The sequence below is a fragment of the Massilia norwichensis genome, assembly GCF_024753245.1.
Lineage (GTDB): Bacteria > Pseudomonadota > Gammaproteobacteria > Burkholderiales > Burkholderiaceae_D > Telluria > Telluria norwichensis.
In genome coordinates this window covers 162,955-182,641 of sequence record NZ_JANUGX010000003.1, presented here as the reverse complement: position 1 = coordinate 182,641, position 19,687 = coordinate 162,955, and the positions used below count along the sequence as shown (strand labels likewise).

The following is a 19,687-nucleotide window of genomic DNA, read 5'->3' as shown; positions in this document are numbered from 1 at the left end:
GTTTAGACGCCTTGTTTCAGGGATGCCGAGATGAAGTCGTCGAGGTCGCCGTCCAGCACGTTCTTGGTGTTGCCAGTCTCGAAGCCGGTGCGCAAGTCCTTGATGCGCGACTGGTCCAGCACGTAGGAACGGATCTGGTGGCCCCAGCCGACGTCGGTCTTGGAGTCTTCCAGCTTCTGCTGCTCGGCCATGCGCTTGCGCATCTCGAGTTCGAACAGTTTTGCGCGCAGCATGTCGAAGGCCTCGGCCTTGTTGCGGTGCTGCGAGCGGTCGTTCTGGCACTGCACCACGATGCCCGAAGGCGCGTGCGTCAGGCGCACCGCGGAGTCGGTCTTGTTGATGTGCTGGCCGCCGGCGCCGGATGCGCGATAGGTATCGATGCGCACGTCGGCCGGGTTGATCTCGATCTCGAAGGACTCGTCGACCTCCGGGTACACGAACAGCGAAGTGAACGAGGTATGGCGGCCGTTGGCCGAGTCGAACGGCGACTTGCGGACCAGGCGGTGCACGCCGGTCTCGGTGCGCAGGTGGCCGTAGGCATATTCGCCCTCGACCTTGATGGTGGCGGTCTTGATGCCCGCGACCTCGCCCTCGGAAATCTCCAGCACCTCGGCCTTGAAGCCCTTGCGTTCGCAATAGCGCAGGTACTGGCGCATCAGCATCGAGGCCCAGTCCTGGGCTTCGGTGCCGCCGGCGCCGGCCTGGATGTCGATGAAGCAGTTCGCATGGTCCATCGGATTGCTGAACATGCGGCGGAATTCCATCTGCTCGATGACTTTCTTGATCTCTTCGGCGTCGGCTTCGACGGATTCGATCGTGTCGTCATCGCCTTCTTCGCGGCCCATGTCGAACAGGTCGCGCGAATCGTCGATGTTGGAACGGGCCTGCTGCAGCGTCAGCACGACGCCTTCCAGGGCCTTCTTTTCCTTGCCCAGTTCGAGGGCGCGCTTCTGGTCGTTCCAGACGGTCGGGTCTTCCAGTTCCTGGTTGACCTGTTCTAGTTTCTCTGACTTCCGATCGAAGTCAAAGATACCTCCGAAGTTCGGCTTCACGGCTGCTCAGGTCATTCAGCAGGGCGGAAAGGGCGTTGATGCGTTCAGCTTCCATGGTCGGTGACGTATTTTTAGAGGGTTGAATCGAACCGGTAATTATACCGCAGCCGGCAGCCGCATCGCGCGCTGAACGCATTTGCCCGCCCCTTCCTTGCCCCGCGGCAGGCGGCTGTCTTATGATGCCGGCATGAGATTCCGTCCACGCCACCCCATCACCCTGTTCCTGTGCGCCGCCTTCGCTGCCAGCCCGGCCCTGGCCGCCAAGCCCAAAGCGGGCGCCAGCGCCGAGCTGGCGATCCTGGAAACCTCCGACCTGCATTCCAGCGTGGTCGGCTACGATTACTTCAAGCTTGCCGCCGACCCGTCGCTGGGCCTGGACCGCACCGCCGCGCTGATCGCGCAGGCGCGGCGCGACTTCCCGAACACGCTCCTGTTCGACAACGGCGACACGATCCAGGGCAATGCGCTGGGCGATTACCAGGCCACCGTCGACCCGCTCAAGTGCGGCCAGCTGCTGGGCATCTACAAGGCGATGCAGAAGATCGGCTACGACGGCATCGGCATCGGCAACCACGACTTCAATTTCGGCCTGGCCTATCTGGGCCAGGTGACCGGTCAACGCCTGCACGTGGAAGGCGTGCCGGCCAGGACCTGTGGCGGGCCGGGTTTCCCGGTGGTGCTGGCCAACGTCTACAGTGCCAAGACCGGCAAGCCGTTGTTCACGCCTTACCGCATCCTCACGCGCCGCATCCAGGCCGTGGACGCGAACGGCAAACCCTTCGCAGCCAGCGTCAAGGTCGGCATCATCGGCTTCACGCCGCCGGCCATCCTGAACTGGGACCGGCGCTGGCTGGAAGGGAAGATCACCACCGCGGGGCTCGTCGAAACCGCCCAGCGTTACCTGCCCGAGATGCGCGCCAAGGGCGCCGAAGTGGTGGTCGTGATCTCGCACGGCGGCCTGGACGCCAGTCCGTATTCGCCGGCGATGGAGAACGGTAACTACCACCTGGCCCGGATGAGCAGTCGGGTCGGCGGTATCGACGCCTTACTGCTCGGCCACTCGCACCAGGCTTTTCCGAACCCGAGCAGCACCGTGGCCCAGTTCAATCTGCCGGACGTCGACAAGGTGAAGGGCAGGGTGTTCGGCGTGCCGACCGTGATGGCCAACCTGTGGGGCAAGAACCTGGGCGTGGTGCGCCTGCAGCTGCGCCACGACGGCAAGCGCTGGCATGCCGAGCAGGACGCGGCCATCGTCGAGAATCGCAGCACCCAGCAGCCGGACAAGAGCTATGTCGCGGCCGACCCTGCCGTGATGGACCTCGTGAAGGACGAGCACGAAGCGACGATCCGCTATGTGAAGACGCCGATCGGCAGCGCCGACTTCCGCATGTCGACGTATTTCGCCGATGTCGGCGACGTCTCGGCGATCCAGATCGTCAACCAGGCCCAGGCCGACTATGCGCGCAAGTACGTGCAGGCGAACCTGCCGCAGTACGCCCAGCTGCCGGTGCTGTCGGTGTCGGCGCCTTTCAAGAGCGGCTCGGCCGGCGTGGCCGACTACACCGACGTCGCTGCCGGCGACCTGGCGCTGAACAATGCCGCCGACCTCTACCTGTATCCGAACGCGCTGGCGCTGGTGAAGGTCGACGCCACGGGCTTGAAAGCCTGGCTGGAGAAGGCGGCGTCGCGCTTCAATACCATCGATCCGGACAAGAGCGCGCCGCAGGAGCTGGTCAACACGGGCTTCGCCGGCTACAACTTCGACACCGTGACCTCGCCCGCGCTGCGCTACGAAATCGACGTGACCCAGGCGCCGGGACAGCGGATCAAGAATCTGCAGTGGGATGGAAAACCGCTCGCGGAAGGGCGGGCCTTCCTGGTGGCGACGAATAACTACCGTGCCAGCGGCGGCGGCAACTTCCCGGGACTGGACGGCAGCCGCACCGTGTTCGCCGCGCCGGACGCCAGCCGCGACGTGCTGATTGCCTACATCAAGGACGCCAGGCGCCTGAGCCGCACGGCGAACGGCCTGGACCGCAGCTGGCGTTTCGCGAAGGTGGCGGTGAAGGGGCCGGTGGTGTTCCATTCGGCGCCGGGCAAGCTGGAGCTGGCGCGCGCGGCTGGGTTGGAGAACGTGACCCAGCTGGCTGCGGATGATGGGCAGGGGAAGGGGTTTGCGTTGTATGCGGTGGATCTGGCGAAGTAGTTTTCGTCAGCGCCGCGGATCGGCCGGTCATCGCCGCGGATCGGCCGGTCATCGACGCGTATTGGCCGTCATTCCCGCGAAGGCGGGAATCCAAGTTCGTTTGTCTCAGTATGGATCCCCGCTTTCGCGGGGATGACGAGGGGGAATCCGCGGGGATGACGAGGGGCGACTCGCGCGATGACGAGGGGCGACTCGCGCGATGACGAGGAGAATTCGCGCGATGATCGGCGAATTCAGAACCGGTTCGGACGGCTGGACTGGATCTCGGCCGCGGCGATGGCCGCCAGGTCGAGCAGGCCCTGGGCTTCGGTGGTGCGCAGGCGGCGCGGTTCGCGGTCGATCACGCACAGGGTGCCCAGCGGATGGCCGGTGCGGTCGCGCAGCGGCACGCCGGCATAGAAGCGGATCTTCGGATCGCCGAGCACCAGAGGATTGTCGCGGAAGCGCTCGTCGCTGACGGCATCTTCGATCACGAACAGCTCCTCCTGCAGCACCGCGTGCGAGCAGAAGGCCCAGTCGCGCGGGGTCTCGCGCGGTTCGAGGCCGACCCGGGCCTTGAACCACTGGCGGGTCGAGGTCAGCAGCGAGATCAGCGCGATCGGCGAGCCGGTCACCATGGTAGCCAGGCGCACGATGCGGTCGAAACGCGCTTCCTCGTCGGTATCGACGAGGCCGCTCGCGCCCACCGCCGCGAGACGTGCGCGCTCATCCGCCGGAACCGGATAGTTCGGTTCGGCGACCGGCAGGAATTCCTTGTCGTTGCTGGCGGCGGGACGCAGCAGGGCGCCGTCGTCCTTCCCGTGCAAGAGTCCCTGGACCAGGCTCAAACGGGTGCGGCGATGGCCGCCCGGTGTTTTCCAGGACTCGATCGCGCCGCTTTCCATCCAGATCTGCACCGTGCTGGTAGCAACGCCCAACAGGCGTGCAACCTCACTCGTGGTCATGACTGGATCGTCGGTTTTGATATTGCTCTGCATAGCTTCCCCTTATCCCATGAGTATAGCGGATAAATTTGCCCACATCTTGTTTTCTTGCGGCATGTCAAGAAAACGCGACTGTGCCAGATTGAGACAGCTTATACCAGCGAAACTGGTGTCAGGCTCAAAAATACGATATTTCATTGCAAATTCATAATCTTTTGGGCACTATCCCGTCACATTCATCAATTATTCGTCAAGCGTGGCGAGGATCAGGACAAGGGGCGACAAATGAAGGACAGGGCGGCTGGTGTTGCAATCTCAACAAAACTGTATGCGGCATTCAGCGTCGTGGTGGTGGTGACCCTGGTGCTGGCGGTGTTCGCCATCGCCCGCGTGAACGGCATCGAGCAGGCCCTGTCGAGTGCCGACGGCCTGCGCAGCAGCCGTCTCGAACCGCTGTACGCATTGCGCGAGGCGCTGGACCAGACCGGCATCGCCGCGCGCAACGCCTTTATCTTCACCGACAAGGCCGATGCCATGCGCGAGCTCGACCTGGTCGACAAGCAGGTTGCCATCGCCGAGGCCGCGCTGACCAAACTCGACGGCTCCCTGCAGGGCAATGCCCGGTACGCGCTCGTGCGCGAAGAGATGGGCGCGATGATCCGCGAGCTCCAGCGCCCGCGCAAATACCGCATGGCCGACGAGATGGAGGCCTTCGGCAGCTTCCTGGTCAAGGAATGCTCGCCGCTGCGCCGCAAGATCGTCGCCGACATCGACGCGTTGCTGCAGCAGTTGCAGATCGAGAGCGCGCGGGCCAGCATCGCCGCCGGCGAGACCGCCGCCAGCGCACGCTGGACGATCGCCGGCTTCTGCGCGCTGTGCGTGCTGCTGGCCGCCGCCATCGGCATCGGCCTCACCCGCAGCCTGCTGCGCGAACTGGGCGGCGAGCCGGCCTACGCCTCCAGCGTGGCGCATGCGATCGCGCGCGGCCAGCTGCAGCACAGCGTCGACACCCGCCGCGCCCAGCCCAGCAGCCTGCTGGCGGCGATGAGCACCATGCGCGACAGCCTGTCCGGCATCGTCGGCAAGGTCCGCAGCGGCACCGATGCCATCGCTTCCGCCTCGGCCGAGATCGCGACCGGCAACGTCGACCTGTCGCAGCGCACCGAGTCGCAGGCGGCCGAGCTGGCCCAGGTCGCCTCCGCGATGAAGGAGTTGATCGAGTCGGTGCGCCGCAACGCCGATTACGCCGGCGAAGCGAGCCGCCTGGCACGCGACGCCTCCGAGGTCTCGCGCCAGGGCGGCGCCGCGGTCGAGGGCGTGGTCGAGACCATGGGGCTGATCCAGGATGCGTCGAAGAAGATCGTCGAGATCATCGCCGTCATCGACGGCATCGCCTTCCAGACCAATATCCTGGCGTTGAATGCGGCGGTCGAGGCGGCGCGCGCCGGCGAGCAGGGACGCGGCTTCGCGGTGGTGGCATCCGAAGTGCGCAACCTGGCGCACCGCTCGGCCGCGGCGGCGAAGGAAATCAAGGCGCTGATCGAGGATTCGGTGAGCAAGGTCGGCGCCGGCACCGAGCTGGTGGGGCGCGCCGGGCTGACCATGCGCACCGTGGTCGATGGCGTGCACCGGGTGAACGACATCATGGGCGAGATCTCGAGCGCGACCCGGGCCCAGAGCGAGGAGATCGAACGCGTCGACGGGGCCATCGCCCAGCTCGACGAAATGACTCTGCAGAACGCGGCGCTGGTGGAAGAAGCGTCGGCGGCGGCGCAATCGCTGCGCATGCAGGCCGATCAGCTGGCGTCGCTGGTGAATACTTTCCAGCTGGAGCAGGCCGCGCCCGGGTCGCGCAGCGGCAGCCGGGCACTGGTGCGCTAGCGTCGTTCCGGGCATTGCCCGAAACGACTTCCCGCGAAGGCGGGAATCCAAGCTCGACTTTAATGCAACGTCTCTTTCGGCGCCGCCTTGTCTTCCTGAACCAGCACGAAGGGGCTGACCACCGACGCCCACAGCAGGGCGTTGGCGGCTTGCCAGGCCGTGGCCTGGGCGTCCGACACCTTGGCCATCTTCCCTTCGTTCATCCAGCGCACGATATGTTCCTTGTCGTCGTGGGCGATGCGCAGGGCGGCTTCGACCAGGTCGAGCTCATGGCTCACCCAGACCACGGCGCCGTGGGCGAAATGGCGCTCCAGCTCGGCCCAGTTGATGCGGGCGGTTTCGCGGTTGATCTTGTCGTGCAGTTCGGTATCTTTTAATGGATCGGTTTTCATGGCTTCATTGAATCAGATGGCGTCGACGCTCGGCGCCGGCGAACCCGCCCATGTTAACCGATACGCCTGGCCCTTGCGGACATTCCCGACCAGCGCCGGGCGGAAGCAGGCCAGATTCGTGCCCGCGGGCCGGCGCACGCTGGGATAGATGATGCCCATCGAGCCCGCCTCGAGCAGCCCGGCCGCCAGCTTTTGCGAGGCCAGGTAGCTGTCGGGCGCCAGGCAGTCGGCATGGGCTTCGTCGCCGCGGATGTCGTGGAAGGCGGCGGTGAAGTCGGCCAGCAGGGCCTGGTAGCTGACGCTGTCGTCGAAGCGCCCGATCTCCTGGTATTCGACGGTCTTGTGGAAGCTGACCTCCGCCAGCGCCGTCTCCAGTTCGAAAGCGCAATACCAGGCGCCACGCTCGCCGTCGTTGAAACGGCTGCCTTCCGGCCGCGCATAGGTGTAGGCCGCATTGATCATGCGGAAGTTCGGCACGCCGAACACCAGCTCGTCCATGCCGATGCCTGCCAGCTGCCCGGACTCGCCGCGCAGGCGGTCGTTGGTGGCGTTGTCGAGGTCGAACAGGTCGCGCAGCACGGCATCGCTTTCCGCCAGCGGCGCCAGCACCGAGTCTTCGGCATCGGCGAAGCGCGAGGGGATCAGGCGGACGGTGTCGAACTGGCGCAGCTGGGTGAGGGCGGGTTCCTGCTTGCGTACCAGTTTCACTCAAAGCCCTCCGCGGCGGGCGTCGAGCAGGCGCCGCACGGTCTGCATGGCCAGCAGGCCGCCGCCCAGCATGAAGGCGAGCGGCGCGCGGCCGTTGAACACCGGATTGCTGTTGGCCAGGTGGACCCACTCGTCGGCCAGCTTGTCGCCATACAGGATGTGCAGTGCTTTATAGATGCCGAGCAGGTAAGAGATGCGGGTGATGCGGTCGACTTCCAGCACGCGGTCCGGATTCTTCTTCCAGTCGTAGAAGGTGGAGGAAGAGAGGCCGCCGAGCAGCTCGCGCGCATCCTCGTCGCGCACCTGCCAGGCCTCGAGCAGCTGGAAGAAGCCCTTCAGCGCCGAGCTGGACAGGCGCTCGCGCTGTGCGCGGTCGTTGAGGTCGACGAGGACCGCGGTTTCGAAGCGGCTTTTGGGGTAGGCGTAAGCAAGACTCATAGGAATCCTCCGATTTTGGAGTATTTATACTCCACTTCCGGAGTCCTTGCAAGCCGCTTGTGCAAACGGTATTGCCGTGACAAAATTGTTTGATTACCAAGCCTTACTCAAGATACCGGAGGACGCATGCGTCTGCTGTCGATTGGGGTTTTGTGCATCAGTATGCTCATGCTGGCGGTCGCCAGCGCGGCGCGGCCGACCAATGCCGAGCTGAAGAAGCAGGTGACGGAGCACGAGCGCGCCTTCGCAGCGACCATGAAGGCGCGCGACCACGCGGCCTTCGCGTCCTTTCTGGCCGACGAGGCCGTGTTCTTCTCCGGCCCCGGCAACAGCGCGCTGCGCGGCCGCGAAGCCGTCGCCAGCGCCTGGCGCAAATACTACGACGGCCCGCAGGCGCCGTTCTCCTGGGAGCCGGAAGAGGTCGAGGTGGTCGATTCCGGCACCTTGGCCTATAGCGGCGGACCGGTCTACGACGCCAGCGGCAAAAAAGTCGGCCGCTTCAACTCGATCTGGCGCCTGGAAGCGCCGGGCCGCTGGCGCGTGGTATTCGACCGCGGCGATGCGCCGTGCAATTGCAAGCCAAAAGTCGACACACCTTGACCTGCATAGAACCGGGGTCAGACACCAAATTCTGGCAAGAGCCCGTGAGCAATTGCCAAAAATCGGTGTCTGACCCCGGTTTGATTATTCTCTGACTTTGCCGCGTAGGGCCTTGACTTGGCCGCTCTTTGTCTTGGAGTCCAGCCGGCGGCGCTGCGAGCCGCGCGTCGGTTTGGTGGGTCGCCGCACTGCCTGCACCACGCTGGCCTGGTCGACCATCTCCTGCAAACGCCGCAGCGCGTCTTCCTTGTTTGCTTCCAGGCTGCGCGATTGCTGGGCCTTCAGGACCACCACGCCATCAAGCGTGATGCGGCTGTCGCGCATCGCCAGCAGGCGTTCCTTCACATACGAAGGCAGCGAGGACGCGGCGATGTCGAAGCGGGCGTGCACCGCGCAGGAGACCTTGTTGACGTTCTGGCCGCCCGGACCCTGGGCCCGGATCGCGCTGAACTCGACTTGCTGCGGATCGATCTTCGCGGTCACGCCGTTACGTCACGCGGGCTCGGCGTGCTCGACCAGCAGCTGCACCTTGGTCACGCCGTTGTATTCGTTGGCATCCAGCCGGAACGCGACCCGCGCCCGCTCGCCCAGCGAAGCGGTGTTGCCGAACCAGATCGCGTCGTAGCGCCGGCCGTTCCGCTCCAGCAGCAGCTTCAGGTGGCGGTCCTTCAGGATGCGCTGGCTGACCACGCGGAACTCGTCGCAGAACACCGGCGGCGCGAAGCCCTGGCCCCAGACCTGGCCGTCCAGCAGCTCGATGAACTGCACCGAGTAGCAGTCTTCTTCCAGCGGACCGTCGGTCTCGACCACCCTTTCCAGCTGGGCTTCGCTGAGCCAGCCGCGGCCGACCGCCTCGAAAGCCTCGCGGAAGGTGTCGAAGTGTTCGAGACGGATCGACAGCCCGGCCGCCATCGCGTGGCCGCCGAATTTGTCGATCAGGCCAGGCACGCGCTTGGACACCAGGTCCAGCGCGTCGCGCAGGTGGAAGCCCGGGATCGAGCGTCCGGAACCCTTGATCCAGCCGTCGCCGGCGGGCGCGAAGGTGATCGTCGGCCGGTAGAACTTCTCTTTCAGGCGCGAGGCGACGATGCCGATCACGCCCTGGTGCCAGCCGTCGTCGAACACGGCGATGGTGCTGGCGTCCGCCGGCTTGAAATCGTCGAGATGCAAGAGGGCGGTGTCCTGCATCTCGGCCTCGATCTCGCGGCGCTTCAGGTTGATCTCGTTGAGCTGCTGGGCGATCTGCCAGGCACGCTCTTCGTCGTCGGTCACCAGGCACTCGATCCCGAGCGACATGTCTTCCAGGCGGCCGGCGGCGTTCAGGCGCGGCCCCAGGGCAAAGCCGAGGTCGAATGGCGAGGCACTGCGGGCTTCGCGGCCCGCCACCCGGAACAGCGCGGCGACCCCAGGATGCATGCGCCCGGCACGCATGCGCTTCAGGCCCTGCGCGACCAGGATGCGGTTGTTGGTGTCGAGCTTGACCACGTCGGCCACGGTGCCCAGCGCCACGAGGTCGAGCAGCGAATCGAGCTTCGGTTGGGTGCCGGCGTCGAATACGCCGCGCTTGCGCAGTTCAGCGCGCAGCGCCAGCAGCACGTAAAACACCACGCCGACCCCGGCCAGGTGCTTGCTGGGGAAGCCGCATTCGGGCTGGTTCGGATTGACGATCACGCGCGCGTCGGGCAGGGCGTCGCCCGGCAGGTGGTGATCGGTGACCACGACTTCGATGCCGCGCGCACGCGCCGCTTCCACGCCGTCGATGCTGGCGATGCCGTTATCCACCGTGATGATGATGTCGGGTGCGGTCGAGCGCGCGGTCAGCTCGACGATCTCCGGCGTCAGGCCGTAGCCGTATTCGAAGCGGTTCGGCACGATGTAGTCGACGTTCGCGCCCATCGCGCGCAGGCCGCGCAGGGCGGTCGCGCAGGCGGTGGCGCCGTCGCAGTCGTAGTCGGCGACGATGGTCATCTTCTTGCGCGCGGCGATCGCGTCCGCCAGATACACGGCGGCGGCGTCGATCTGCAGCAGCGCGGCGGGCGGCAGCAGGGCCTGCAGCTCGCTGGCCAGCTCGCGCGGGTCGCTCAGGCCGCGCGCGGCATACACGCGCGCCAGCACGGGGTGGATCCCGCCGCGGGCCAGCTGTTCGCTTTCGCGGCCGGGGCAGGGGCGGGTGGCAATACGGGTCTTCAAATCAGGCGTTCCAAAGTCGGACGGCGCCAGAATTTGCGCTGGGCCATCGGTGTCGTCGTGGTGTCGAGGTGGCCGTCGCGGTGGCTCAGCACCAGCCGCAGCGACTTGATGCGGCCCTGCTTCAGGGCCGCCAGCAGCGGCGCGAACAGCGCCGCCTCCAGGGCATGCATTTCCTGCAGCCAGGCGTGCCAGTCGGCCGCAATGGCGGCGCCCGCCATGCTGCCGCAGACCAGCATGCGGCCGCCCTCGGCGGCGTCGGCCGTCGTCAGCCTGGCGGCGATGTCGGTGAGCTCGCTCAGGCGCTGGTCGGCCAGGCTGGTCAGCCAACCGGGCGTGGCGTAAGTCGAGACCGCCGGGCGCGGCGCCAGCTTGCCGGCGGCGCGCGCCACCAGCATCTGCGCGTGCTCGGCGGCGCTGCTGGCCGCGCACCAGGGCCAGATCGCATTGATCGGCGCCCGGCCGCGGGCTTCGCGCGCGGCGTTGGCGGGATGGGTGTACCAGCTGACCTGCACCTCGTTCTGCAGCTTGCGGAAGGCGCGCGACTGGGCGCCGCTCGGCACCCAGTCGGTCAGGTTCATGCCGACCGCGGCGTCGGGGCTGGCGGTCTGGATGCCGTCCCAGTCGTCGGCGCGCAGGAACCAGGTGTCGGCGGCGCCGTACTGCAGCGCATGGCCTTCTTCCTCGCAGCATGCGCGTGCGGTCTCGAACAGGGCGCGCGCTTCGTCTTCGCGCAGATCGAGCTGGCGGGTGTCGCCCATCATCAGGTGACTGTGGCCGATCTGGACGTGGGCCGGATTGACCACGAACCAGGTGCCGTCCAGCGGGTCGAGGCCGTAGCCGCGCATGCTGCTGGCGGCGATGCCGGGCGCCGTGCCCTTGGCCAGGCCGAGCCGGCGCGCGATCCAGAGTTCGTGCGGCAGCACGCGCGCGGTCGCCTCCAGCGGGTGGAAGGCGGCGCTGGAGGCACGCGACAATAGCGCCGCCAGGGCCGGTGCGTCGAGGGCACGGACCAGGTCGGACGCGAATTCGGGGGCGGGCAGGGCGAAAGGCAGGACGAGCGAAATGTGGGCCATGCCGTATTGTAGGACAAAAAGGCAGGCCCTGCGGAGCCGGCCGGGCCCTTGTCAGGAAGGCATCCGGCCGGCGATCCCCGGATCAGGAGGTCGATCCGGGGCGCGGCGTGCCCGGGTCGCCCGGCGCCGGCACGCCGGGGCCGTCGGGCATGGCCAGGTCGGCCCGTCCGGTCAGGCCGACGCCGGCCGCTGCCGTCATCGCAGCATTGTCCAGCCCCAGGGCTTCCTGGTACCAGCTCTGGATCATGAGCTGGTGCTTGCGCTCCTGCAGCAGAGCATCGCCGAAAGCCTCGACCATGTCGGCGTGTCCCATTTCGTGAGCCAGGGCGATCAGGGTCTCCCAGCCCACGCCGTCGCTCAGTTCGGCGGTCAGCAGCGCGTGCAGCGACTGCGCCAGGCTCGAGCGCGGGTCGTTCAGCACCTGCACCAGGCCCATCGCCTCGACGCCGACGTTGTCGGCGCTCGGCGTCATCGCGGTCGGGTCGCCGCCGATCGACGCGATCGCTTCGGCGATCAGCAGCGCGTGGCGGGCTTCGTCGCCGCGGATGCTGGCCACGTCTTCGGTGTTGATCGAGAGCGTGCCTTCGCCGACCACGGCCAGCTTGGTCAGCAGCGCGTCGTACAGGCGGGTGGCGGTGCGCTCCATGGCCAGGCGCTCGGCCAGCTTGTCGATCAGGATCTGCGGGCGGTCGCCCTTCATCATGTCGAGCGCGGTGGCGGCCATGCCCTTGAGCGTGGCCGGCACCGGAATCGAGCCGTAGCCGTTCGACTCGCGGATGTAGCCCTGGCGCAGCTCGGCCATCTGGGTTTCGTCGCCCGGCTGGCCGCGGGTCAGGATGCGTTGGTCTTCCTCGAGCATGCGTTTGGTGTTCAGCGGCGACATCTGCACGCCGGTCTTGTTCATGCCCATGTGTTCGGTTTTCTCAGCCATCTTGATTTCTCCTGAATGAGTGTCTGGCTCAGTGGCGGGTGACGCCGGATGCCGGGATCTGCGCGGCGGCCATGGTGCCGGTCGGGATCGTGGCGCCGCTGGCCGCGCCGCGGTGCATCAGCTCGGTGCCCGGGGCCCAGACGTAGCCGGCCGAGATCGGCGCGCTCGGCTCGCCATCGCCGTGCAGCATGGCGCGGTAATCCTTGCTGCGCTGCGGCTCGTATTCCTTCGGCACGTAGTTCGGACCGTCGGCGCGCAGGTCGACTTCCTCGGCCAGCACCTGGCGGTAGAAGTCGCGCTGCGGCTTCAGCTCGATCGGGCTGTCGAAGGCGCCGGTGATGATCTCGGCGACGTCGCGTCCCTCGTATTTCTGGAACAGCTCGGCGGCCAGGTGGAAGTGGCCCAGCTCGTAGTCGAGGAAGCGCTCCCAGATCGCCTTGATGTCGCGGTTCGGCTCGGACGCGACCATGCTGTAGTAGTTGTAGCACTCGTTCGCTTCGTGCAGCACCCATTTCTCGAGCCAGGACTCGTCCGGGTCCAGCATCGACTCGTACTGGGTGACGTGCTGTTCTTCGACCGAGGCGATCTCGGCGTACAGCTGGCGCGCGATCGGGTCGGAGAACAGCGGACCCACGTTCATGTAGTAGTTGTGGGTCTGCTGCTCGGTGGCGGTGATGGTCAGCGCGTGCATCTTGCTGAGCATGTGGGCGGTGCGGCGGTCGTAAGGATTGCGGAGGTCGTCTTCCGGATGGCGGTGGTGCTCCCAGGTCGGGCGCCCCGGCACGATGTCGGTATAGCTCTGGATGATGTTGTTCGCATCCTTGCCCTCGAGCCGGTCGAGCAGCGCGGCATAGCGGTAGATGTGGTCGAAGTCTTCCAGCAGGCCGTAGCGGTAGCACTGGGCCAGGTAGGCGTCCGGTTCACGCTGGGCAACCGCCGCGGTCAGTTCGATCGCCACCTGCTCGTAGGCGATCGTGGTTTCGAGCGGCGAATGGTCGGGGCCCAGCAGCCAGTTGATCATCGTGGCCTGGTGCTGCTCGGAGCGGCGTACCAGCGCCAGCGGCAGGCGCAGCTCGCGCTGATGCCGCGCCATGCTGTGCGAGAAGCGCAGCGCCTCGATCTCGATGCCGTTCATGATGATGACGCGCACCCGGGTAAAGGCGTCGTCGTCGAGTTTGCTCAGGGGCTTGCGCACCATGTCGCGCCAGGTGTAGCGCTGGTTCTCGATGGGCGTACCTTTCGAATCGAACAGGTTGAATGCCATTGGTTTCTCCTGGTTATCTACTCAATGAGCCGGATGGTTAAAAATGAAGTGCCAGTCACGATAGCGATCTGACAGCACAGCGCAATAGAGATTCGATTGAACGCCGATAGCAAAAAACTATTTTCAATTGTGACAAGACCTCACATGGATGAGCTTTGTATGGCACACTGCGGGGCTGGAAGCATTTACAAGTCAATCACGGGGTCCATGAGCATCATCCACAAATTGCCGTACGAATGGCTGGTCGGCCTGCGCTACACGCGCGCCGGCAAGCGCAGCAGCCGCAACAGCTTCATCTCCTTCATTTCCCTGATTTCGGTGTCCGGCATCGCGCTCGGGGTGGCCGCGCTGATCGTCGTGCTGTCGGTGATGAACGGCTTCCAGAAGGACGTGACGGACCGGATGCTGTCGGTGCTGGCCCATATCGAGGTGTTCGATGCCAGCGGCGGCATGGCGAACTGGCAGGCGGCCGAGAAGGAAGCCTTCCGCAACCCGGCCGTGCGCGGCGCCGCGCCATTCGTGGAAACCCAGGGTCTGCTGGTGCGCGACGAGGCGATGAAGCCCGCGGTCATCCGCGGCATCCTGCCGGCGCAGGAACACAATGTCTCGAACGTGGGCGCCCAGGTGCGCCAGGGCAGCCTGCAGAACCTGCGTCCCGGCGAATTCAACATCGTGCTCGGCGAGGTGCTGGCGCGCTCGCTCGGCGTCGGCATCGGCGACAAGGTCAATATGATGCTGGCCCAGGGCCAGGTGACGCCGGCCGGCATCGTGCCGCGCACGCGCAGCTTCACGGTGGCCGGCATCTTCGAGTCCGGCCACGACGAATTCGATGCGACCATGGCCTTCGTCGACCTGCAGGATGCCGAGCGCATGGAGCGCCTGAGCGCGCCGCAGGGCCTTCGCCTGCGCATCGCCGACATGCGCCAGGCGCCGCTGGTGGCGGACCAGCTCAAGAAATCGATGAGCGGCGACCTGGTCGTGCGCGACTGGTCCAAGCTGAACGCGACCTGGTTCGCCGCTGTGCAGACCGAAAAGCGCATGATGTTCATCATCCTGACCCTGATCATCGCGGTGGCCGCGTTCAACCTGGTGTCCTCGCTGGTCATGACGGTGACCGACAAGCAGCCCGACATCGCAATCCTGCGCACTCTCGGCTCCTCGCCGCGTTCGATCATGAAGATCTTCATGATCCAGGGCGGCTTGGTCGGCATCCTGGGCACCCTGGCCGGCGTCGCCCTGGGCGTGCTGGTGGCCATGAACATCGACGTGATCGTGCCTTTCATCGAGCACCTGTTCGGGATCCAGTTCCTGTCCAGGGACATCTACCGGATCAGCGCGATCCCTTCCGACATGCGCTGGCCGGACGTTTTCAAGATCGGCGGCATCTCGGTGCTGCTGGCCTTCGCCGCAACGATCTACCCGAGCTGGTCGGCCTCGCGCGTCAAGCCGGCCGAGGCACTGCGCTATGAATAAAATGATGACTACTGAAACTACCGCCGGCATGCCGGTTCTTTCCTGCCGCGGCGTCGGCAAGACCTTCCGCGAAGGCGACTACGCGGTGCAGGTGCTGGACAACATCGACTTTTCGATCGGCCGCGGCGAACGCGTGGCGATCGTCGGCGCCTCCGGCTCCGGCAAGTCGACCCTGCTGCACATCCTCGGCGGCCTCGATACGCCGAGCGGCGGCGCGGTGGTGCTGCAGGGCGAGGATTTCGCGGCGCTGTCCGAAACCAGGCGCGGCGACCTGCGCAACGCGGCGCTCGGCTTCGTCTACCAGTTCCACCATCTGCTGCCGGAGTTCTCGGCGCTGGACAACGTCGCCATGCCGCTCTTGATCCGCCGGGTCAAGCGCGAAGAGGCGGTCGCGCGCGCGCAGGCGATGCTGGCGCGGGTCGGCCTGGCCAAGCGCGCGGTGCACCGTCCCGGCGAGCTCTCGGGCGGCGAACGCCAGCGCGTGGCCCTGGCGCGCGCGCTGGTGACCGAGCCGGCCTGCGTGCTGGCCGACGAGCCGACCGGTAACCTCGACCACACCACCGCCGAGACCATCTTCGACCTGATGCTGGAACTCTCGCGCACCCTCGGCACCGCCTTCGTCATCGTCACCCACGACCCCGAACTGGCCCGCCGCTGCGACCGCGTGCTGCGCCTCACCGAGCACGGACTGCAGCCGCAGCCGGCCTGACACCTTATGTGGATCGATACCCACTGCCATCTGGACGCGCACGAATTCGGCGGCGAATCGCTGGCGGTGGCCGCGCGCGCAGTGCAGGACAGCGTAGCGATGATCGTGATCCCGGCGGTCGAGCGCGGTAACTTCGAGGTGGTCCGGGCGCTGGCCCATGCGGCGCCGAACGCCTCGTATGCGCTGGGCATCCACCCGATCTACGTACCGCAGGCCACCGACGACGATCTGGTTCTGCTGCGCCGCCTGGTCGAGCAAGCGATGGCGGACCCGCGTTTTGTGGCCATCGGCGAGATCGGGCTCGACTTCTTCATCCCCATGCTGTGCGAGCCGGCCATGCGCACCAAGCAGGAGCATTTTCTACGCGAGCAGCTGCGCATCGCGCGCGACTTCGATTTGCCGGTGCTGACCCACGTGCGCCGCTCGCAGGACCAGGTGCTCAAGCAAGTGCGCCAGATCCGCCCCGCCGGCGGCATCGCCCATGCCTTCAACGGCAGCTTCCAGCAGGCGCAGAACTTCATCGACCTGGGCTTCCGGCTCGGCTTCGGCGGCGCCATGACGTTTACGCGCGCGCTGCAGATCCGGCGCCTGGCGCTCGAACTGCCGCTCGACGCGATCGTGCTGGAGACCGATGCGCCCGACATCGCCCCGAGCTGGATCCACCCTGGACGCAACAGCCCGGAACAGCTGCCGGCGATCGGCCGCATGCTGGCCGAATTGCGCGGCATGCCCGAGGACGATATTCGTACCGCCAGCGGCCAGAGCGCACTGGCCGCGATCCCCCGCCTGAAAAATCTGCTCGCATCCTGAGCTGCGCCTAATCCCGCATGCCTGCGCTCATCCGGGGCGCATGGTGCTGCCCCATGCACCGTGTGGGCGCGCGCGATACACCCTCCTGTCATATCGAAGCGGCCGCGACAATTCTGGGCGAACGAAGTTCCGTTGTGCGCCGCCCTGAGGTATATGATGAATTGCAACGTCCGCTTGGGCAGGCGTGGAAAAATGTCATCTCGGCCGTTTTGCGGCGCGTCATACGGGAGAGATGGTGGAGAGCGCGAGCGAGTTCCTGCGGGTCCTGCAGCATGAGAAGTCCCTGAGCACGGCCCACCGCCCGCTGCGCCTGCGCCTCGCGCACGGGGGACAGCTCGCCGAGGACATCCTGCTGCCCCAGCGGGTCGTCGGCAGCGAGGCGGTCTGCGGCGGCATCGAATATCGTGTCGCCTGCCTGGCCAGCAGCCCGCACCTGCCGCTGAAGGAACTGATCGCGCTGCCGGCCGAAATCCAGTTCGTCACCGACCGCGGCCAGCTGCGCAGCGTCTGCGGGCTGGTGACCGAGGCGCGCGCCGGCGATTCGGACGGCGCCCTGGCATCCTACGAACTGGTGGTGCGCGACGTCTTCGCGGTCATGGAAAAGCGCACCAACAGCCGCGTGTTCCGCTACCAGAACGAACTCGAGATCGTGCAGCTGCTGTGCGACGAATGGCGCCACTCGAACACGGTGCTGGCGAATGCCTTCGAACTCGAACTCGACGCGCTGCTCGATCTCGCCCAGTACCCGCCGCGCGAACAGACGATGCAGTACAACGAATCGGATGCGGCCTTCGTGCGGCGCCTGTTGAAACGCCGCGGCATCGCCTGGGTATTCCGCGCCGGCCGCAGCCGCGGCACCGCGGTCGACCCGGCGCACGACCGCACCCCGGCACACACGCTGGTGCTGTTCGCCGACCCGATGAGCCTGCCGCGCAACAGCGCCGGCAGCGTGCGCTACCACCGCGACGGCATGGCCGACGGCCGCGACACCGTCACCTCCTGGACTGCCGCGCGCCGCCTGCAGCCGGGCCTGACGACCCGCCACAGCTGGGACTACAAGAACCCGGGCGGGACCCAGTTCATGACTGCCAGCGCGCGCAGCATCGCCGACCAGGGCCCGAGCGGCAACCAGCTCGCCGCCACCCTCGACGACTACCTGGTCGAGATGCCGCATGCCGGCAACGACGTCGAAGACCACTGGCGCCTCGGCCACGTGCGCATGAGCCGCCACGAATTCGAATCGAAATGCTTCCACGGCGAGGGCAGCGTGCGCGACTTCTGCGTTGGCCAGTATTTTGCGCTGGAAGACCATCCCGAGATCGACACCCATCCGGCGCCCGAGCGCGAATTCGTCATCACCGAGCTGCGTGTGGTGGCCGACAACAACCTGCCGCGCGCGCTGTCGTCCTCGATGCCCGCCTGGCCGGGCCTGGGGGCACACGGCACCGACCAGAGCGGACGGGTGCGGATCGCTTTCACCGCGGTGCGGCGCGGGATCGCCATCGTGCCGGCCTTCGATCCGCGCGCCGACCTGCCGCATCCCGAGCTGCAAAGCGCGCTCGTGGTCGGCCCTCCCAACGAAGACGTGCACTGCGACGCCCTGGGCCGGGTCAAGATCCGCTTTCCCGGCATGCGCGGCGCCGACCACGAGCATGCGCGCGGCGCCGGCGCTTCCGGCGGTCCGGCCGACTCGGCCTGGGTCAGGGTGGCCTCGAACTGGGCCGGCAACGGCAGCGGCAGCCAGCACCAGTCCGGCGCGCTGGGCCTGCCGCGGGTCGGCACCGAAGTGCTGGTGGCCTTCCTGGGCGGCGACCCGGACCGGCCCATCGTCCTGGCCCAGCTGTATAACCAGCGCTCGGCGCCGCCGGCCTTCAACGGCGAAGGCAGCCTGCCCGGGAACCGCTACCTGTCCGGCACACGCACCAGGGAGATCGGCGGCGCGCGCGGCAACCAGCTGCGCTTCGACGACACCCGCGGCCAGATCAGCGCCCAGTTGGGCAGCGACCACGGCGCCTCCGAACTGAACCTCGGCTGGATGACCCAGCCGCGCGACCACGGTGCCGGCGCCCCGCGCGGCGAAGGGGCCGAGCTGCGCAGCGACCTGGCGGTGGCGGTGCGCGGCGCCCAGGGTGTCCTGATCAGCGCCGAAAAAGGCGAGGGCGGCGCCGGCGGCCAGCTGGGGCGCGCGGAACTCGTCGGCCTGGCCGAAGTCATGCAGGGCATCCTCGACGAAGTCGGCAAGCTGGCGGCGGTGCACAACGAGGACGAGCCCTCGCAGCAGCGCCTGGCCGCCTTGGTCGACAAGCTGAAGCGCTGGCATGAGGGCAGCAACGTCGCCGAGACTGGCGCCGGTGGCGGCGCACCGATCGTCGCCGCCAGCGCGCCGGCCGGCGCCATCTTCGCCAGCAGCGACAACCTGGCGCTGGGCGCGCAGAACAAGGTCGACGTGGTCAGCGCCGGCGACGCCGAGATCTCCACCGGCCGCAACATCTTCATGCGCGCCGCGCGCGGGCTGAGCATGTTCGCGCATGAAATGGGCATGAAGCTCGGCGCCGGCAAGGGCGACATCGTGGTCCAGACCCACCTCGGCAACATCCAGATCAAATCGTCCGGCCGCATCAGCCTGATCGCCGCCGAGCGCATCGAACTGGAAGCGCCGGCGGTGAAGATCATCGCCCCCGGTGCCACCACCGACTGGGTCGACGGCAAGATCACCCACCAGAGCAGCAGCCAGCAGATCCACAAGGGCTCCGATTTCATGTATTTCGGACCCGGCGGCGCCAGTCCCAAGGACGTGCGCCTGCCGACCTCGCACCTGCACACGGACGAATACGTGGTGCTGCGCCACCTGCAGACCGGCGCGCCGATCCCGAACCAGCGCTACAAGGCGACTTTCGAGGACGGCCGCACGGTCACCGGGCGTACCGACGACCAGGGCCGGACCTCCCTGCTGATCGGCGAAATGATCGGCGGCGTCGACATGGCCTACCTGCCCGAAGAAGACCATCCGGCCGCCTGAGCCGGCCAACACAGAATC

General features: G+C 66.8%; 17 protein-coding genes. 7 read left to right on the top strand and 10 right to left on the bottom strand.

Going from position 1 to position 19,687, the window contains the following annotated elements; genetic code table 11:
* Positions 1-2 precede the first annotated feature (2 nt).
* A protein-coding gene (gene prfB, locus NX782_RS04095) for a peptide chain release factor 2 (protein WP_258844144.1) occupies positions 3-1,107 on the bottom strand; the annotation gives its coding sequence in 2 pieces (ribosomal slippage) (positions 3-1,025 and positions 1,027-1,107; 1,104 coding nt in all).
* 132 nt (positions 1,108-1,239) lie between these two features.
* On the opposite strand from prfB, the gene NX782_RS04090 reads away from it, so the two are divergent.
* A complete protein-coding gene (locus tag NX782_RS04090) occupies positions 1,240-3,258 on the top strand; it encodes a bifunctional 2',3'-cyclic-nucleotide 2'-phosphodiesterase/3'-nucleotidase (protein ID WP_258844143.1) in 2,019 nt (672 codons plus the stop codon).
* Between the two features lie 233 nt (positions 3,259-3,491).
* Here NX782_RS04090 and NX782_RS04085 read toward each other — a convergent pair whose 3' ends face one another.
* Positions 3,492-4,202, bottom strand: coding sequence for a GAF domain-containing protein (locus NX782_RS04085; protein WP_258844142.1), 711 nt, complete (start codon positions 4,200-4,202; stop codon positions 3,492-3,494).
* 264 nt (positions 4,203-4,466) lie between these two features.
* On the opposite strand from NX782_RS04085, the gene NX782_RS04080 reads away from it, so the two are divergent.
* The gene (locus NX782_RS04080; RefSeq protein ID WP_258844141.1) at positions 4,467-6,062 is read left to right on the top strand and encodes a methyl-accepting chemotaxis protein; all 1,596 of its coding nucleotides are present in this window, start codon (positions 4,467-4,469) and stop codon (positions 6,060-6,062) included.
* 59 nt (positions 6,063-6,121) lie between these two features.
* On the opposite strand, the gene NX782_RS04075 is transcribed toward NX782_RS04080, so the two are convergent.
* Genes NX782_RS04075 through NX782_RS04065 form a run of 3 tightly spaced genes read right to left on the bottom strand, consistent with a single transcriptional unit; the run spans position 6,122 to position 7,600 of the window.
* Positions 6,122-6,454 (bottom strand): DUF2288 domain-containing protein, encoded by a 333-nt coding sequence (locus NX782_RS04075; RefSeq protein ID WP_258844140.1) that lies wholly within the window; start codon positions 6,452-6,454, stop codon positions 6,122-6,124.
* A 12-nt stretch (positions 6,455-6,466) separates the two neighbouring features.
* Positions 6,467-7,162 (bottom strand): RES family NAD+ phosphorylase, encoded by a 696-nt coding sequence (locus NX782_RS04070; RefSeq protein WP_258844139.1) that lies wholly within the window; start codon positions 7,160-7,162, stop codon positions 6,467-6,469.
* Complete coding sequence (locus tag NX782_RS04065; RefSeq protein ID WP_258844138.1) at positions 7,163-7,600, bottom strand: antitoxin Xre-like helix-turn-helix domain-containing protein; 438 nt, start codon at positions 7,598-7,600, stop codon at positions 7,163-7,165. It lies immediately after the preceding gene.
* A 126-nt stretch (positions 7,601-7,726) separates the two neighbouring features.
* Between NX782_RS04065 and NX782_RS04060 the strand changes: the two genes are divergently transcribed.
* The gene (locus NX782_RS04060) at positions 7,727-8,200 is read left to right on the top strand and encodes a YybH family protein (RefSeq protein WP_258844137.1); all 474 of its coding nucleotides are present in this window, start codon (positions 7,727-7,729) and stop codon (positions 8,198-8,200) included.
* An 84-nt stretch (positions 8,201-8,284) separates the two neighbouring features.
* Here the strand turns inward: NX782_RS04060 and arfB are convergent, their stop codons facing one another.
* From arfB to NX782_RS04035, 5 genes are all read right to left on the bottom strand, one after another.
* Positions 8,285-8,683 (bottom strand): alternative ribosome rescue aminoacyl-tRNA hydrolase ArfB, encoded by a 399-nt coding sequence (gene arfB, locus NX782_RS04055; RefSeq protein ID WP_258844136.1) that lies wholly within the window; start codon positions 8,681-8,683, stop codon positions 8,285-8,287.
* A gap of 9 nt (positions 8,684-8,692) precedes the next feature.
* Positions 8,693-10,390 carry a single-stranded-DNA-specific exonuclease RecJ gene (recJ, locus tag NX782_RS04050; protein ID WP_258844135.1) on the bottom strand — a complete coding sequence of 566 codons (1,698 nt, stop codon included), beginning with the start codon at positions 10,388-10,390 and terminating at the stop codon, positions 8,693-8,695.
* Positions 10,387-11,463 (bottom strand): hypothetical protein, encoded by a 1,077-nt coding sequence (locus NX782_RS04045; protein ID WP_258844134.1) that lies wholly within the window; start codon positions 11,461-11,463, stop codon positions 10,387-10,389. The genes recJ and NX782_RS04045 overlap by 4 nt, the downstream gene beginning before the upstream one ends.
* A gap of 82 nt (positions 11,464-11,545) precedes the next feature.
* Positions 11,546-12,394 (bottom strand): ferritin-like domain-containing protein, encoded by an 849-nt coding sequence (locus tag NX782_RS04040; protein WP_258844133.1) that lies wholly within the window; start codon positions 12,392-12,394, stop codon positions 11,546-11,548.
* Between the two features lie 28 nt (positions 12,395-12,422).
* A complete protein-coding gene (locus tag NX782_RS04035; RefSeq protein WP_258844132.1) occupies positions 12,423-13,658 on the bottom strand; it encodes a hypothetical protein in 1,236 nt (411 codons plus the stop codon).
* 207 nt (positions 13,659-13,865) lie between these two features.
* Between NX782_RS04035 and NX782_RS04030 the strand changes: the two genes are divergently transcribed.
* From NX782_RS04030 to NX782_RS04015, 4 genes are all read left to right on the top strand, one after another.
* The gene (locus tag NX782_RS04030; protein ID WP_258844131.1) at positions 13,866-15,131 is read left to right on the top strand and encodes a lipoprotein-releasing ABC transporter permease subunit; all 1,266 of its coding nucleotides are present in this window, start codon (positions 13,866-13,868) and stop codon (positions 15,129-15,131) included.
* Between the two features lie 4 nt (positions 15,132-15,135).
* Positions 15,136-15,840 carry a lipoprotein-releasing ABC transporter ATP-binding protein LolD gene (gene lolD, locus NX782_RS04025; protein ID WP_258844130.1) on the top strand — a complete coding sequence of 235 codons (705 nt, stop codon included), beginning with the start codon at positions 15,136-15,138 and terminating at the stop codon, positions 15,838-15,840.
* Positions 15,841-15,846: 6 nt separating this feature from the next.
* On the top strand, positions 15,847-16,650 hold the full coding sequence (locus NX782_RS04020) for a TatD family hydrolase (RefSeq protein WP_258844129.1): 804 nt from the start codon (positions 15,847-15,849) through the stop codon (positions 16,648-16,650).
* A gap of 232 nt (positions 16,651-16,882) precedes the next feature.
* Positions 16,883-19,669, top strand: coding sequence for a type VI secretion system Vgr family protein (locus NX782_RS04015; RefSeq protein ID WP_258844128.1), 2,787 nt, complete (start codon positions 16,883-16,885; stop codon positions 19,667-19,669).
* The last annotated feature ends 18 nt before the right edge of the window (positions 19,670-19,687 follow it).